The organism is Eikenella corrodens, assembly GCF_003990355.1.
Taxonomy (GTDB): Bacteria; Pseudomonadota; Gammaproteobacteria; order Burkholderiales; family Neisseriaceae; genus Eikenella; species Eikenella corrodens_B.
The window spans coordinates 1,554,939-1,570,443 of the sequence record NZ_CP034670.1; the positions used below are offsets into that span (position 1 = coordinate 1,554,939).

General features: G+C 57.4%; 13 protein-coding genes. 8 read left to right on the forward strand and 5 right to left on the reverse strand.

Features of this window, described 5'->3' with window-relative positions:
• The first annotated feature begins 166 nt into the window (after window positions 1-166).
• The gene (menA, locus tag ELB75_RS07840) at window positions 167-1,105 is read left to right on the forward strand and encodes a 1,4-dihydroxy-2-naphthoate octaprenyltransferase (RefSeq protein ID WP_241236054.1); all 939 of its coding nucleotides are present in this window, start codon (window positions 167-169) and stop codon (window positions 1,103-1,105) included.
• Between the two features lie 50 nt (window positions 1,106-1,155).
• The gene (locus ELB75_RS07845; protein ID WP_126983452.1) at window positions 1,156-1,515 is read left to right on the forward strand and encodes a DUF1304 domain-containing protein; all 360 of its coding nucleotides are present in this window, start codon (window positions 1,156-1,158) and stop codon (window positions 1,513-1,515) included.
• Between the two features lie 622 nt (window positions 1,516-2,137).
• On the opposite strand, the gene ELB75_RS07850 is transcribed toward ELB75_RS07845, so the two are convergent.
• A complete protein-coding gene (locus ELB75_RS07850) occupies window positions 2,138-5,479 on the reverse strand; it encodes a TonB-dependent receptor domain-containing protein (RefSeq protein ID WP_126983453.1) in 3,342 nt (1,113 codons plus the stop codon).
• A 330-nt stretch (window positions 5,480-5,809) separates the two neighbouring features.
• On the opposite strand from ELB75_RS07850, the gene ELB75_RS07855 reads away from it, so the two are divergent.
• On the forward strand, window positions 5,810-6,475 hold the full coding sequence (locus tag ELB75_RS07855) for a hypothetical protein (RefSeq protein WP_126983454.1): 666 nt from the start codon (window positions 5,810-5,812) through the stop codon (window positions 6,473-6,475).
• A gap of 201 nt (window positions 6,476-6,676) precedes the next feature.
• Here ELB75_RS07855 and ELB75_RS07860 read toward each other — a convergent pair whose 3' ends face one another.
• Entirely contained in the window at window positions 6,677-7,579 is a 903-nt protein-coding gene (locus ELB75_RS07860; RefSeq protein WP_164726850.1) for an AraC family transcriptional regulator, read from the reverse strand.
• A gap of 345 nt (window positions 7,580-7,924) precedes the next feature.
• Between ELB75_RS07860 and ELB75_RS07865 the strand changes: the two genes are divergently transcribed.
• Both ELB75_RS07865 and ELB75_RS07870 read left to right on the forward strand, forming a co-directional pair.
• Window positions 7,925-8,266: a carboxymuconolactone decarboxylase family protein gene (locus tag ELB75_RS07865; protein ID WP_064090811.1), complete on the forward strand. Its 342-nt coding sequence runs from the start codon at window positions 7,925-7,927 to the stop codon at window positions 8,264-8,266.
• 74 nt (window positions 8,267-8,340) lie between these two features.
• Window positions 8,341-8,727, forward strand: a complete 387-nt coding sequence (locus ELB75_RS07870) for a rhodanese-like domain-containing protein (RefSeq protein WP_126983456.1) — start codon at window positions 8,341-8,343, stop codon at window positions 8,725-8,727.
• An 89-nt stretch (window positions 8,728-8,816) separates the two neighbouring features.
• Here the strand turns inward: ELB75_RS07870 and ELB75_RS07875 are convergent, their stop codons facing one another.
• A complete protein-coding gene (locus ELB75_RS07875) occupies window positions 8,817-9,248 on the reverse strand; it encodes an EamA family transporter (RefSeq protein ID WP_126983457.1) in 432 nt (143 codons plus the stop codon).
• A 760-nt stretch (window positions 9,249-10,008) separates the two neighbouring features.
• Here ELB75_RS07875 and ELB75_RS07880 point away from each other — a divergent pair.
• The 3 genes from ELB75_RS07880 to ELB75_RS07890 all read left to right on the forward strand — a co-directional run bounded on the left by ELB75_RS07880 (window position 10,009) and on the right by ELB75_RS07890 (window position 13,233).
• Entirely contained in the window at window positions 10,009-10,905 is an 897-nt protein-coding gene (locus ELB75_RS07880; RefSeq protein WP_126983458.1) for a LamG domain-containing protein, read from the forward strand.
• A gap of 155 nt (window positions 10,906-11,060) precedes the next feature.
• Window positions 11,061-11,972: a patatin-like phospholipase family protein gene (locus ELB75_RS07885; protein WP_126983459.1), complete on the forward strand. Its 912-nt coding sequence runs from the start codon at window positions 11,061-11,063 to the stop codon at window positions 11,970-11,972.
• 289 nt (window positions 11,973-12,261) lie between these two features.
• Window positions 12,262-13,233, forward strand: a complete 972-nt coding sequence (locus ELB75_RS07890; protein WP_126983460.1) for a hypothetical protein — start codon at window positions 12,262-12,264, stop codon at window positions 13,231-13,233.
• Between the two features lie 234 nt (window positions 13,234-13,467).
• On the opposite strand, the gene ELB75_RS07895 is transcribed toward ELB75_RS07890, so the two are convergent.
• Window positions 13,468-14,373 carry a hypothetical protein gene (locus tag ELB75_RS07895; RefSeq protein WP_126983461.1) on the reverse strand — a complete coding sequence of 302 codons (906 nt, stop codon included), beginning with the start codon at window positions 14,371-14,373 and terminating at the stop codon, window positions 13,468-13,470.
• A gap of 207 nt (window positions 14,374-14,580) precedes the next feature.
• Window positions 14,581-15,432 (reverse strand): NAD-dependent epimerase/dehydratase family protein, encoded by an 852-nt coding sequence (locus ELB75_RS07900; protein ID WP_126984249.1) that lies wholly within the window; start codon window positions 15,430-15,432, stop codon window positions 14,581-14,583.
• Between the last annotated feature and the right edge of the window lie 73 nt (window positions 15,433-15,505).

Below are 15,505 nucleotides of genomic sequence, written 5' to 3' on the forward strand. Positions count from 1 at the left end.
TGCCGAAACCAAACTGCATATTCTAGCCGAAAACACTTGAAGCTGCCCGACAATTTGCGCGCCCTCCGGCTTGACCCAACACAAGCCAAAAGCGCAAGCCCCAGCCCGATAGCGCAGAATCGGGTATCATGCCCGTTTTCCGTATCAGGCTACCTGAAACTGCCGATTGAATTTTTCAGGTAGCCTCCAAACCACTCCCGCCATGCACGCCCTATTCCGCCTCATTCGCCCGCGCACCCTGCCGCTGGCCATTGCCGCCGTCTGCTGCGGCAACGCCATCGCTTGGCACGGCAACCCCGCAAGCTGGCGCGGCAGCGTGTTCCTGCTCAGCCTGCTCACCGCGCTGGCCCTGCAAATCGTTTCCAATATTGCCAACGATTACGGCGACGGCATACGCGGCACCGACCGACACCGCGCCCCCGATGCGCCCCAGCGCCTCACCGCCGGCGGCCAAATTTCCCTCCCACACATCCGCCGTCTCCTCGCCGCCAGCGTATTGGCCGCCCTGCTCCTCGGCAGCACACTCATCGCCCTCAGCTTGCACCACCCGCAGCAATGGCTCGCCTTCCTGCTCTTAGGCAGCCTCGCCCTCGCCGCCGCCCTCACCTACACCCTCGGCCGCCACGCCTATGGCTACCACGGGCTGGGCGAAATCAGCGTATTCCTGTTCTTCGGCCTGCTCGGCGTGCAGGGCAGTGCCTACCTGCAACAAGGCAGCTGCCCGCCAGAAGGCTGGCTGCCCGCCGCCGGCTGCGGCCTGCTCGCCGCCGCCGTGCTGCACATCAACAATATGCGCGACATCGAAAGCGATCGCCAATCTGGCAAAACTACCCCCGCCACCCGGCTGGGCTTTGAGCGCAGCAAAACCCTGCACCGCCTCCTCCTCGCCGCCGCCCTCGCCTGCTACGCCGCCCTCGCCCCGCTAATCCCCAGCAGCCTTTTCTGGCTGACCGCGCTGCCGCTGGCCATCACCCACCTGCACCGCCTGCAAACCGCAGCCAGCCCCGCCGCCGCCGGGCGCGAACTACCACACATCGTGCGCCTTGCTTTGGCTATCAACCTACTTTTCGGCGGCGGCCTGCTGCTCGATTCCATATTACCTTAATTCATTCAAATTAAAAGAAAACCACATCATCATACGTAGTTAAGGAAAATATGTTTATCCTCTCGCAAATCCTCGTTTTACTCACTGCCGCCCTGTTCGGCTACATCATATACCTCGAAACCTTCGCCACCACTTCCCCCGCCACCGCCCGCGTATTCAAGCTCAGCCAAGAGCAACTCTCCGAGCCGCGCTTCAACGTATTGATGTGCAACCAAGGCATCTACAACGGCTGCATCGCCCTCATGCTTGCCTACTCCGCCCTGTTCGCTGCCCAAGCAAAAGAAACCGCCGCCCTGCTGCTGCTCAACTGCATCGTCGTGGCTGCCTACGGCGCGTTCACCTCAAATAAAAGTATCCTGCTCAAGCAAGGCGGGCTGCCTATTTTGGCTTTAATCAGTCTGTGGTTCTAGCAAATAGGGGAAAGGCTACCTGAAACCGGTTTTCAGGTAGCCTTTTGCTATGCCGTGTGTCAATCAGCGGCCGAAGCTTGACATTGTTTGCCAGCTATCGGCGTGGCAACGCCAATCTGCAACACAGGCTACCTGAAAAATGAAAATACGGGTTTTCAGGTAGCCTTTGCGGGCTGTGTAGGGTTTGTGCGGTATGCACGGTTTGGAATGGCAAACAACAGGGTGCGTGCCCGTGGCACGCACGCTGCACACGACACAAGCAGGCGGTATGGGCTGCCTGAAACCGATTGGTTGCGTTTCAGGTAGCCCTTTCTTCATTGCCACGTGGGCAATAAACACCCACCCTGCCGCTGAAGCCTATGAGGCTACCTGAAAAATGGGAATACGGGTTTCAGGTAGCCTTTTATGCAGGATTTTCAGGTAGCCTTTGCAGGCTGTATAGGATTTGTACGGTACGCGCGGTTTGGAATGACAAACAACAGCGTGCGTGCCTGTGGCACGCACCCTACACACTACACAAGTAGGCGGTATGGGCTACCTGAAAACCGAAATACGGGTTTTCAGGTAGCCTTTTACGCCGGGTTTTCAGGTAGCCCCTATTCTTAAAACCAGGCTTCTATCTTTAAAACCGGGCTTTGAGGCCGAGGGTTATGGTGCGGTCGGGGCCGGGGGTGGGGACGTTGCTCATGGGGTCGAGGTAGTAGCGGTTGGTGAGGTTGTTCACGCCGAGGTTGAGGCTGAGTTTGTTGCCGATGCGGTAGCGGGCGTAGGCATCCCAAATGGTGGAGGCGCGCCAGTGGTAGGCTTGGCCGGTGGTTTTGAGCAGGCGGCCCATGCCTTGTTCGATGAGCTGGTCGTGCTGTTTGCTATCGCGGCGGCTGTGGTGGATGCCGCGGATGCCGAGCTCGAGTTTTTCGCCGAAGAGGCGCACGCCCAAGTCTAAATTAATGGAGTATTTGGGCTGGATGGATTGGTAGAACCTAGTTGCGCCGATGCCGCCTTCGATGCAGGCGGGCACGCTGTTGTAGTACATATCGTAGGCGAAGGAGAGGTTTTCGTCGCAGGTTTCTTGTTTTAAACGGTAGGTGCCGCCGAGCGACATGAAGAAGCGGCCGAAATCGAGGCGGCTTTGCAGTTCGATGCCTTGGGTGATTTTGCGGTCGTATTGGATGAGGTCTTTGTTGGCGGCGGTGTCGATGACGTTTTTGATGGTGTTGGAGAAATAGGTGAGGCGCACGTCGCCTTCGCGCAGCCTGCTCCACAGCGGGGCGAAGTTGTAGCTGTAGCCGATTTCCCAGTTGGTGCTGCGTTCGGGCTTGAGGTCGAACGAGGGCAGCATGGCTTCCAAATACACTGCGCCGAAGCTCATATTGGTGGCTTCGTAGATGCTGGGGAAGCGCGTCATCTGCGCCCAGCGCAGGTGCAGGCGGCTGTTGTCGGTGAGGTCGTAACTGAGGGCGAGCATGGGCGACCAGGCCGAGCCGTTGAGGCGTTTTACCGGCGGGTAGTTGGCGTCGCCCGTTATCGGGGTATGGATGTGGCGGGCTTCGTCGGGCAGGTCGGTGCTGGCCAGGTCGTTGCGGCGGGTGCGGTAGTCGGGCGAATTATCGTCGTTGGCGTTTTCCTGATATTGGCTGGCTTCATAGCCGTAATCAAACGGATAGCTGTCGTCATTGGGATGATATTCGAAGCGGGCGCCGCGGCTCACGCGCAGGTAGCGGTAGTAGCTGCCCTGCCTGCCCTGCGGGTTGCTTACGCGCTGGTCGAACAGGCCGTTTTCAAAGGCGGGGCCGTGGAATTTGCGATTGCCGTATTCCACGATTTTGGGGCGCACCGGGCGGTAGAGTACGGTGCGGCTTTCATCGAAAGCCTGGTATTGGCCGTTGCCGTCCACATAGCCGGTGTTGCCGTTTTGGTCGTGGCGCGACAGGCTCTCGTCGGGGAAGAAGCCGTAGCGTTGTTCGAAGTTGCGGTAGATGGTTTCGAAGTTGCCCGGATCAGCGTCGATTTCGGCTCTGGCGCGGCGGTAGGCATCGATTTCTTCCTGCGTCATCAGTTGCAAATACGGCAGGGCAATGCCGCTGATGACGTTGCCGCCGTCGGCATTTTGGGTAACGGAATAGGCGGGGTTGCGGCTGGCGCGGGCGCGGGCGAGCAGGTCGTCAAACGCCCAGAAGCGGTCGTAGCGGATGCCGCCTTCGATTTTCAGGCGTTCGGTCGGCCGCCAGTCGAAACTCAGTTGCGCGCCCCATTCTTTGCGCCGCCCGGAGCGCGGACCGGTGAGCTTGGTGAGCGCGGTTACGGCATCCATCACGCCGAAGAAGTCTTGGTCGTTTTTTGCCACTTCGCTGCTTTCGTCCAGCTTTTCGTATTGGTGGCGGGCGGAGAGAGTGAGGCTGAATCGGTCGTTCAGGCGCATGCGGTTGCTGATGTTGAAGCCGGTGCGGGTGGCTTTGGTGGTTTGCACCGCGCCGGAGAATACGGTGTTTGCGCCGTCGATAACGGGCGGGTCGTTGGGCGGGGTGTTGCGGTCGTAGCCTTCGTCTATCAGCTCTTGGCAGCTGGCGATGCCGCGTGCGGGGTCGGGCTGGAGGTTGTGGCGGAAGCAGCGCGCCCAGGCATCGTATTTGTTGTCGCCGTATGGCACGGCCAAGTCGGGGCCGCCGCTTTGGTGGCGGGTGCTGCTGGTGTGCACGCGCCAGATGTCGGCTTTGAGGTCGATCCAGCGGCTGCCTTCGGGCTGCCATTGGTAGCCGAGCTTGTAGGTGCGGCTGCGGATGTCGGAATCGATGCCTTGCACGGGGGCGATGTCGTAACGCTTGCGCTGCATATTGTATTGGCTGCCCAAGCCCAGCAGCAGGTTGTTGATGAAGGGGTTCATCTCGCCGAAGCGGATTTTGGTGTCCATGTAGTGCAGGTTGATTTGCTGGTCGTGCGGCAGATACCAGTTGTTTTTTATAAGCAGGCTGCGGCTGGAAACGTTGCTGTTGGGCACTTGTTCGCCGGGGCGGTAGAGGTCGGCCATGTCGGGAATCAGGGCGTCGGAGCGGTCGGCGCGCGGGTCTTCGCTGTCGTAAATAGCATTATTCAGGTAGCCCGATGCGCCGCGTTTGCCGCTGAAATAAGTGCCTTTGCGGCGGTCGCTGTAGGCAATAAGGCCGTCTGAAAGGTCGGTTTTGAAGGCGGCGGAAAACAAAAGGTTGCGGTCGTTCTTAAATTCGGCAAAGCGGCTGCTTTGGCGCGGTTTGTCGGCATCCGTGCCGTAGAAATTGAGCCCGGCAAAAGGTACGTTGCCGCCTAACGTGCCCGATGCGCCGTCGGCGGTGGGGTTGCCGGGCAGGGTGCGGTAGTCTTTGCCCAGGTAGTCGTTCAGGTTTTGCAGCGGCTTGGCGGTGTTGTTGGAAAACTCGGTTTTCACTTCCACGCCCCAGCTTTTGCCTTCGGTGATGATGTCGGCAGGCTCGATGGTGCGGATGGACACCGCGCCGCCCACGCCGGACTTCACGCCGCGCGTCATGGCCGGGCCTTTTTCCACCGTGATGCTGCGGAACAGGGCGGGATCGACATAATTGCGGTCGGCGATGCCGTAGTTGTTCATCCACACGTCCACGGTCTGCTCCGTACCGTCGATGGTAACGGGGATGCGGCCTTTGCCGCTGATGCCGCGGATATTGGGCGTAATCGCGCTGCCGGCGTTGCGGGTGTTCATGTTGTACACGCCGTTTAAGCCTTTGAACACGTCGCCGGCGGCATCCGTGCGGTAGCGTTCGAGGTATTCGCGGCCGGCGTAGACGCTGGAAACGTTTTTGCGGTACACGTCGTCCGCCCCTCGCTGGTCGCGGCTGCGGGCTTTGATTTCGATGGTTTCGAGCTCGGCGGAAGTATCGGCGGCAGCCTGCATGTGGGCAAAGGCGGCGGCCAGCAGCAACACCAATGCGCTGGGGCGAAAGACTTGCGGCTTCATTTGTTAGCATACTATAAATATTGGTAACCAAAATATACGATGAATAAGGTTTATTCCTTATTTTTTATAGTTATATTGAAAATAAACGTTAAGAACATTCTTATATTATTTAATTTGAGAATTATTTTCAATAGTAAAAAGGTATTAGTTTAGAGATAGGATGCGGAGGAACAACAAATCAATCGTTGTATACGGTTTGGAGAAACCAGAAGTTGGGCGAAGAACGTGCCTTATCGGCTATGATTTTGAAAAACACAGCAGTCTTCTTTACAATACCGCCCGGCAGCAATGCTGCCTTATCCGAACCAACCTTAAAAGAAGGAATGATTTATGAAGTCCAAACAAACACTTTGGTTGTTGTGCGTGGCCGCCGTACTCGGCCTTTCCGCCTGTGGCGGCAAAGGCGGGAATGAACAAGCCCCGGCACAGCAGCAGCAGCAGCAAGCTTCGCAAAGCCAGGAAGCCAGCCAGCAGGCTGAAAGCGGCAGCCAACAGGAAGCTGCTTCTATGGATAACTTCCTGAGCAACGCCCAAGCTTTGCAGGCAGCGGAAGATTCTCTCAAAGCCCTGCCGCAGTTCTCCGGCAAGGAATTGAATGTATTCCAAAACGTTCAATTCTATGGCAGCAGCCGTCCGCGCATTGAAATCGACATCCAAGACCCGGAAAAACCGGATAATATCGACCACTACACCTATGAAGACGGCAAATGGAGCGAACCGCAGCCGGTACAAATCTCCGGCGGCGGCGACATGAAAGACAACGTAACCCCGCTGAAAGACATCAAATTCGCCACCGTGGCCACCATTGCCAAAACCTGGGGCGAGAAAGCCAAGGAAGTGGAAGCCGCTGAAACCCAACTGGATTTCGTCAGCTTCCAACTTTGGGTGCCGAACCAAACCCGCCGCTGGATCACTTCCACCATCGAAACCCCGCGCGCCAAATACTCTGCCGATTTCAATGCAGACGGCACTTTGAAAGACTTCAAAAAGCAGTAATACAAAGAGCAGTTTAGAGAGTAAGCAAAGGCTACCTGAAAACGTAACGCAGTGAAGTTTCTGCGAAGCTAAATTTTTCAGGTAGCCTTTTATCTTGAATGGGTAAAACCAGATACCGCCATAGGCAGCAAAAGGCTACCTGAAAACACAGCGGACACGGCGCATGTTTTCAGGTAGCCTTCATCCATTAAAACACTATGCTCAAACCACAGCCTTTTCTGCCTCTTCCAACTGTTGCACGCGATATTGCTTCGGCGTTTGCCCGAAATACTGCTTAAACGCTCGGTTGAAATGCGATTCCGACACAAAGCCGTTTTCCAGCGCAATGCGCAAAATCGTATCCGCACTTGCCGCCAGCTGCACCGCCGCCTGCTGCAGGCGGATCGACAGCACAAAGCGGTGCGGGCTTTCTCCGATTACCGATTTAAACAAACGCATCAGCTGCGCCCGCGAGAGTTTGGCCATTTCCGCCATCCGCGCAATCGACCAATCTTCCTGCGGCGCGAGCAACACCGCCTGCAACAGCCCGCTGAGGCGCGGGTCTTCCAGCTGCGATAAAAAAGAAGGATCGCTGCTCTGCTGCCGGTAGCGCCGCAACACCGCCACCAGCATCACCTGCGAAAGCGCATTCACCACCGTGCCGCTGCCGTAACGCAGCCGTTCCGCCTCATCCAGCATCATCGCTGCCGTTTGCCGCATTTCCGGCAGCGGCAGCAGCAAGCATTCCGGCATGCCCAGCCACAGTGCCGCATGGCGCGTGTAGCGGTATTGGCCGCACAAAAGCTGCAAGCGGTTGCCACCGCAGTCTTTCACCGCCAACACACCGCCTTCGTGAAGCTGCGGCTTGCCTGCCGGTTGCGCCAAACCCTCCAAACTGTCGGCAATGCTGTGTGCCGTATCGTAGGGCAGCAGCACCGCATCGCCCGCGTGCAGCGCCACCGCCGGCCCGCTGCCCGCCCGCAGCCAGCCGCCGCCCGACACCACCCAATGCAGCCGCGCCGTTTCCGGCTCGGTTTTGTGTTCCAAATGAAACCCGCCGCCCAGCCGGCAGCACACATCAATCCGACCGCGCAGCCGCGCCAGATAAATTAATTTGTCCAACACATCCATTTCCATTCTCCCAGATTGTTCGGCGGGGAATATGTCGCCAAAACACTCCGCCTCCTGCAGTCTTGCCTTACCGCCATGCCAGAAAATATAGTGAATTAACAAAAACCAGTACAGCGTTGCCTCGCCTTGCCGTAACGTGTGTACTGTCTGCGGCTCGCCGCCTTGTCCTGATTTAAATTTAATCCACTATAATTGCTCCGGCCATAGCGCGCAGTCAAAAAAATGAGACGATCAGTCAATCCCTGCCCTAAAACTTATGCCATCATACGCCCCGTCAAACGGTTTCGGCAAAAGCCGTCCGTTCAAATTTTATTTCAGTTTATTTGTTAGGAGAACACCATGTTTTTAGATTGGAAAAAACACGCCGCCCACGTTAAACAATCATTTGCCAAGCTCGGCAAAAACCACCCCAAAATGCTGGCCGGTTACGCCGCACTCGAAAGCGCCGCCGCAGCCGAAGCGCTGGATGCCAAAACCCGCGAACTCATCGCCCTGGCCGTGGCCGTTACCACCCGCTGCGAAAGCTGCATTTCCGTGCATGCCCAAGCCGCTGTGAAAGCCGGTGCCACCGAGAGCGAAGTGGCCGGTGCGCTCGCCACCGCCATCTCCCTCAACGCCGGTGCCGCCTACACCTACTCCCTGCGCGCCCTCGAAGCCGTGGAAGACGCCCGCGAAGCCTAAACCTGGTTTTCAGGTAGCCTTTATTGAATAACAGGCTACCTGAAAAACTCCCCCTCCATCAAGAAAGGTACGTCATGAAGAAAACCCTCTCTCTAGCCGCCATCGCCCTGTTGGCCGCCCTGCCCGTTGCCGCTTCCGCCCACGGCCAGCACAGCCGCAAGCCTGCCCAGCAGCAAAGCCGGCCGCGCCACGCCCCCGCCCGCCAAGAAGCCGTGTGGATCGACGTGCGCACGCCCGAAGAATATGCCGCAGGCCATCTGGAAAACGCCAAAAACATTCCGCACGACCAAATCGGCCAACAGATTACCGCCCACGTTCCCAATAAAAACACCCCCGTCAACCTCTACTGCCGCAGCGGCCGCCGTGCCGAAACCGCCAAACAAGTATTGGAAAGCATGGGCTACACCAAGGTGCAAAACCGCGGCGGCTACGAACAGCTCAAACAGTCCGGCCTGCACTGATGCCTGCGGCTGATTGCTGAAACACATCACGCCACTACCCAAAAGGCTACCTGAAATTTTTCAGGTAGCCTTTCCTTCAGCCCAATCCCCTATCGCTTCAACGCCAACACCAGCACCCCGCCGGCAATCATCGCAATCCCCAGCCATTCCTGCGCCCCCGGCCGCTCTTTAAGGAACACCACCGCCATCAGCGCCACCAGCACGATGCTGAATTTATCCACCGGCGCCACCTTGGAAGCCTCACCCATCTGCAAAGCCTTGAAATAAGCCAGCCAAGAAGCCCCCGTGGCCAGGCCGGAAAGAATCAGGAACGCCCAGTTGCTCCCCGAAAAACCGCCCACGCCCTGCCATTTGCCGGTATAGCTCAGAAACGCTGCCAAAGCCGCGATGATCACCAAGGTGCGGATAAAGGTGGCGAAATCCGAATCGATGCCCTGCAAGCCCAGTTTGGCAAAAATCGCCGTGAGCGCCGCGAAAAAGGCCGAAGCTAAAGCCCAATAGAGCCAAGCGTTTGAGGCCATATTGTTATTCCTTTGCATATTCATTCAAGAAGGCTGCCTAATCTGCCCATCCATTTTTCAGGTAGCCTGTTCTTACCACAACCGCTACATACCGCGGCGCGAGTGTTCAAGTAATATACTGCCTTTTGAAAACCAATAATTACCAATAGCCTCTAATGGACTAAAACTATTCGTGCTATTCTTCTCTGCCGTACTCCTATTAGCATTACCATAGGCAGTGTCACTCACAGAAAAATAGAGTCGTCTGGTTTGGTTACCGCGAATGTTGTAGCTGTACCCGGTGTGCTACCTGCAGTTTTAGCAATAAGGCATTTTGCCGGATTATCACACAGAGGTCTGTCAGAGCCTGTAGTGTTTCGATGTGCCGCCGTTAAGATATCAAGAATACCAATTGGGAGAGACACGGTATTCCGGTTTGGTTTGTCGGAAGGCTAATATGCAAAGCCGGCCGACGCGGCAGAATTTCAGCCCGCTTGCCCAACCCAAGGTTCAGGCTGCCTGAAACCCGAGAGTGCAGGCTTCAGCAATATCTCCCCAGTTGATTGTTTTTGCAAACACGCGATACAATTTCAATGCCGTATCGTGAGCGATCCGGCGCATTCTTGAATACGGCGGATTGTAACCGTAAACCTGCATAGGTTACAAACGACGCATTGTGCGTGGTTGGGCAGTTCAATAGTGCTTGCAGCTTCGCCGTGTTTTGCGGGAAGTGCCATACCGGCAATGGCACCAATTAACTAACTTACAAGGAATTATAACTATGAAACAGATTATTGTCGCGCTATCCGCCGCTTTGATGCTCTCTGCCTGTTTGGAAGACAAAGCGGGTTCTTCCTCCCCGAAACCGGACAACCCCCCGGCATCCCAGCAGCAGTCGCAGCCTCAAACCGAAAACCGGCCGACACAACCGCCCCCCCGTCCTCAAACGCCCGATCGGGAGGAAACACCAACACCGACACCAGCACCGTACAAACCCGTTGCGTCCAGCAACTTCGGCCAGTACGAAATCGATGCGTTCGGCTACAAATGGGTGGTACGCGATTCGTCTTGGCGCGACGGCGGGCCGCAGGTTAATGATGAATGGTCATTCGCCAACGTGGTTAAAAACGACAACGGCTTGGATTTGAAAATCTCCCACAACGCAAAGGGAGAGCCGGTGGGGGCAGAGCTGATTTCTGTTGATTCGATGGGCTACGGGGAATACGAGCTTGCCTTCGAAAGCGATTGGAGCCGGTTCGACAATTCCGTCGTATTCGGCTTCTTCACATACAACTGGCTGGAAGACACCCCGGGCTATCAGGAAATCGACGCCATCGAAACTTCGCGCTGGGGCAACACCCTGCTGAAAAGCAAGGCAACCTACTATCCCGACAACGAATTCAAAAACCGCGTTACCGGCCCGGATTACTTCTGGCCGGAAAGCATGAGGAAAGGCATCGTCCGGATGCGGTGGTCGAAAAACCGCGTCGACTGGACCTTCCTGGACGGTTCGACAGGCAAGGTGGTGTACACCGCCAGCCGCACCGAGCGCGTGCCCGTTCCGGGCAAACAGCAGGTTCACATCAACCTGTGGAACAGCGACGAAGGCGACTGGAAAAACGCCAAGCCGCAAACGGTACGCCTGACCGGGTTCAAATACACCCCATCCGACCGGTAAGCACATACCGAACATCAGCAAAGCGGGGCGGGCAGCCGGATTGCCCGCCCCGCTTTTTGCCGCCGCTGCTTTTCAGGTAGCCGCACGGATGCCACGCGCGCCCCGATCCGCTACAATACCGCCCGTTTCCCCACTTTTCACAGAAAGGATTCCCCATGAACAGCCTATTGCGCCGCAGCCTCGGCCTCTCCCTGCTCACCCTATCCCTCTCCGCCTGCGGCCTCCTCGGCGGCAGCAGCGGCTCGCAAACCCCGTCCCGCCAGCCGCTCACCGCCACCCGCAAGCCCCAAGCCGTTATCGGCCTGGCTCTGGGCGGCGGCGCATCCAAAGGCTTCGCCCATATCGGCGTGATTAAAGTGTTGGAAGAAAACAATATTCCCGTGAAAATCATTACCGGCACCAGCGCCGGCGCCCTGGTGGGCAGCCTCTACGCCTCCGGCATGAACGCTCCCCGCCTGCAGCGTGAAGCGGAAAACCTGCAACGCGCCGATTTGGTGGATTTAACTCTCTCCACCAGCGGCTTTATCCGCGGCGAAAAACTGCAAAACTACATCAACCGCCAAGTGGGCAACCGCCCCATCCAAAACCTGCCGCGCAAATTCGCCGCCGTGGCCACCGAATTCGACACCGGCCGCAGCGTGGTATTCCGCAGCGGCAACACCGGCCAGGCCGTGCGCGCTTCCGCCAGCATCCCCAACGTGTTCCAGCCCGCAGTAATCAACGGCAAACGCTATGTGGACGGCGGCCTCACCGCCCCCGTGCCCGTATCCGCCGCCCGCCAGATGGGAGCCAATGTGGTGATTGCGGTGGACATTTCCGCCAAGCCCGCCCGCATCAGCCAAAGCGGCTTCTTCTCCTACCTCGACCAAAGCCTCAACATCATGAGCACCCCCGCCCTCAACAGCGAGCTGGCCAAGGCCGACGTAGTGATCAAACCACAGGTGCAGCATCTCGGCGCCGTGGGTGGTTTCGATGAAAAAGCCCACGCCATCAAGCTCGGCGAAGACGCCGCCCGCGCCGCCCTGCCGCAAATCCGCGCCGTGTTGCAGCGCTACCAAGTACATTGATGCCCATGCAAAAGGCTACCTGAAAATTTCAGGCCCGCAGAAGCCCGCCAAACTCGTTTTCAGGTAGCCTCTTCAGCCCAGCCCGCCAGCATCAAAAGGCTGGCTGAAGCCCTACCGCACAATGCTGTTGCGCAAGGCCGGCTATTTTTCAAGTAGCCTGTTCCGCATCCCAATGGCCCGAAACCTGCCGCACAGCCCATTTGGCCGCACCCGATTTTTCAGGTAGCCCATATCCCGATTGGGGCTACCTGAAAAATTTCCCCTTTAAAAAACAACCCACCACACACCCATGTTCACCCTATTCCTCCCCGGCCTCAACTGGCCGCAGCCTGAAGAACTTCCCAGCCTGCACACCCCCGCCCTCAACCGCCTGCTGCGTTTCGGCCGTTTCCAACCTATCCCTGCCGAACCTGCCGATTTCTGCTTTGCCCACCTCGGCGTGCAGCTCAACCACCTCTTCGCCGAACCCTACGCCTTCGCCAGCCCCCTGCACCAGCAACTCGGCCTGCACAGCGCCCAACTGCAAAGCAGCGGCCTCGCAATCAGCCCAGAAGAAGCCGAAGTACTGTGCCACGGCCTCAACGCCTTCTGCGGCGAAGACGGCTGGCAGTTCGCCCCCCTCTCCCCCGAGCTGTGGAGCATCCGCCTGCCCCGCCCAGCTGGCTGGCAAGCCCCCTGCATCCTCAACATCGCCGGCCAGCACGCCGACCTGCCCCAAGCCGGCGGCCCCCAACACAAACAATGGCTGCAACGCCAAACCGAAATCCAAATGTGGCTGCACGACCACCCCGTCAACCAACGCCGCCAAGCCGAAGGCAGGCTCCCCGTCAACGCCCTCTGGCTATGGGACAAAATGCCCGACACCCAGGCCGAGCCCCCCGCCCTCATCGGCAGCAACAGCCCCTGGGCCGCCTACAGCCGCAGCCCACAAATCCGCCCCACTCCCAATAGCTTCCCCGATTGGCAAACTACCGCCACCGAGAGCCAAACACCAATCGAACACAGCGCCCTCTACCTCGACAATCTGCAACAAGCCGCCGAGCTTGGCGACCCGCACGCCTACGCCCACACCCTGCAACAATGGGACGAACAATTCTTCGCCCCCCTGTGGCACGCCCTGCAACGCACACACCTCCCCGCCGCCCGACTCCTCACCGACGGCGAACACGGCGGCAGCCTCGAAATCCGCGCCCGCAGCGGCTGGGCCTTCTGGAAACCCAAACGCCGCTTCAACGGCCGCTTGTGCGGCTCAGCCGGATAAACAAAAGGCTACCTGAAAACCAAGAGGCTACCTGAAAACGGATTCCCATTTTTCAGGTAGCCTTTAATCCACTGATAGCCAGCCAAATTATAGTGAATTAAATTTAAATCAGGACAAGGCGGCGAGCCGCAGACAGTACAACATAGTACGGCAAGGCGAGCCAACGCTGTACTGGTTTAAATTTAATTCACTATAACTTTCGATACCGCGTTATCAGTTTTTATTTCATCGCCGCTATCCGCCCCGCCACTTTTGCTGTACGGCTTCAGACGGCGGGCGGGCGATAAAGCTGCGTACGGCTTTCTCCGCCTGCACCTCAATTTCCCGCCAATGCGGCAGGTTTTGGCGGTCGTACACCATCTCTAATTCAACTTTCATATCGTTACCAGGCATTAAGAATTCGTGATCACATTGCGGTTTGGGCACAGGATTATTGGAACATTTGATATAGCTGACAACATGCCCATCAGCATCGCGTTGAACAAACAGATCTTTTGCACCATGATTATTGCGCCAGGCAATTCCGTTTTCCGGATTGATGCCGGGGTTGGCATATACCTCCAGGCCGAATTTGGTTTCGCCTGTTTTTGCATAAACATCAAGCGGTATATAGTAAGGTGGTTTGGCATAGTCATTTAAATTGCCATCCAAATATATATCGTAGATATGCTCACGTTTCGGATATCTGGAACCGCTATCTATACCCACCAATATCCAAGGTGTACCTGGTTCTTTTCTTGCCTCATACCATTTATTGAAGTTGGGATGCCAGCTGTCGTATATCGTGCCATCGGTGTAGTTCATAAAAAAACCAAAGCTTTCAATCACGTCCTTATAAGTCCGCACCGGCGGTTTGTAGTTTTCGGCTTTGCGCCAGTTGAAACCGGGCGAATCTTCATATTCCACCGGTGTTTCCATGCTGTGTTCCGGCAGATTGACCGGCTGCCCGCCCAAATTGCCAATGCTATAAGGCACGCCATAATGGTCGCGCGGATAATCGGCGGCAATCGGCGTGCCGTCGCGCCAGTGGGTGGGGACGATGGGTGCAGGCCGTTTTTCGGGGCCTCGGTCGGGCTCTTGGCAGGCGGCGAGCAATAAGGTGAGTAACAATAAGCAACTATACGATTGGATTTTATACATTTTTATTCTCCTGTTCGCGGTTATGAACGCTGCCCTTAAGGCTACCTGAAAACGGATTTTGATTTTTCAGGTAGCCTTTTGGTTTCATTAGCAGCAAGCAGCGGCGTGTTCATGCCATAGCTGAAATAATGATTGCCTCATGCCGGGCAGCGAACGGCAGGCGGTAGCAGTGCGTCACGGCGAGACGGTATGGGCGGTTTGCAGCCGCTATTCAACCGCCCAAAACTCCTCCACGCCCAAGGGCTTGCGCCCCAGCAGTTCGGCAAACGCGGTGCAGTCGGCGCACGAGCCTTCTTCCAACAGCGCAAAGCTGCCTGCGCTCACCATGCCGTTGCTCAACACGTTCGTCAGCGGCAGAAACGGCTTCACCAACACCAACGGAATCGGCAGCATGCGCAAGGGCGGTTTGCGGTACAGCCCTGTGCGCATGGCGGCAAGATAGCCCGCCAGACTGGTGTGCAGGCTGCCGGTGAAAGGGATGATGGTGCCGTGCGGTGCGCCGTTTTCCAGCAGGCGCACCAAGCCGTCCGCCACGTCGTTTGCGTGCACGGGCTGGAGCATGAACTTGCCGCCGACCGGCAGGGCGATAACGGGCAGCCGCGCCAATTTGATAAACAATTCGCAGCTCGCACCACCGCGCCCGTACACAATAGACGGCCGCGCCACCGCCACACGTATGCCGTGTGCCGCGCCAATTTGGCATACGGCTTCGTCGCCGCGCCCTTTGCTGCCGACAAAATTCACGGCGTGTTTCGGGTCTGCACCCAACGCGGAAAGCTGCACCCAATGCCGCACGCCTTGTTCCGCCGCGATTTTGGCCAGCAGCGCGGGCGTGCGGTGGTGTACGGTTTCCAACACATCGGCGTGGCGGCTCATCACGCCGATGCAGTTGAACACGGCATCCGCGCCGCGCAGGATTTCGCGGGCGGCGGCTTCGTTCGGCTGCAAATAATCGAATTCGCGGTGGCTCGGGGTGCGCAGCGTGTGGCCGTTCACGCGCAGGATTTGGGCAACGCGGCGGCCGATAAAGCCGCTTACGCCGAAGAGGACGATGTTCATCATGCCTTGGTTTCTTTAGATAAAATTTTTCAGGTAGCCTTTTGTGCGGCCAAGGGGCGGGTTTTCAGGTAGC